Origin of the sequence: Xenorhabdus innexi, from assembly GCF_002632485.1 — a bacterium.
Classification (GTDB): Bacteria; Pseudomonadota; Gammaproteobacteria; order Enterobacterales; family Enterobacteriaceae; genus Xenorhabdus; species Xenorhabdus innexi.
Map to the genome: position 1 here is coordinate 1 of NZ_NIBU01000263.1, position 467 is coordinate 467.

General features: G+C 48.4%; 2 protein-coding genes. One reads left to right on the forward strand and one right to left on the reverse strand.

Annotation, left to right across the window (positions count from 1 at the left end; all coding sequences use genetic code 11):
• Positions 1–252: site-specific integrase (locus Xinn_RS21505; RefSeq protein ID WP_153043449.1), on the forward strand; the 252-nt coding region annotated here is incomplete at its 5' end.
• 26 nt (positions 253–278) lie between these two features.
• Here Xinn_RS21505 and Xinn_RS22570 read toward each other — a convergent pair.
• Positions 279–467 (reverse strand): hypothetical protein (locus tag Xinn_RS22570; protein WP_211286053.1); only part of this gene is annotated, 189 nt, incomplete at its 5' end.

A 467-nucleotide genomic window follows, 5' to 3' on the forward strand; every position in this document is an offset into this window, starting at 1 on the left:
TTCTTCCGCCGGTTATCCAGAGAGTGTGATTTTGCCGTTTCCCCGCACCGGTATCGGCACACGGTGGCGTCAACGCTGATGAAATCGCCGGATCGCAATTTGCCGATGGTGAAACGATTACTGGGGCATCGCAATGTTGCGACGACGCTGGAGTACATTGATCTTGATATGGAAGTGACAGGGAAAACACTGGAGCGGGAACTGGGGTTATACACCGATCGCGTTGACAAGGATTCCGATGAGAATGAATAAACCGGCTTAAAAAAACAGGGCGGGACTCAGACAGGATTGAGGTGGAGGTGGTATGTGAGCGGCCCTGCATCAACATTGATGGCATAAAAAGCGATATTGCCCGTTCTGTGTCCCGCGAAGTTTTCACCTGACTTGACATCAGAATCAATTACTGAAATCATTACCTTCAACAAGAAAAGGGTAACTGTTAAAACAGCTACCCTGTAATCTTGTCT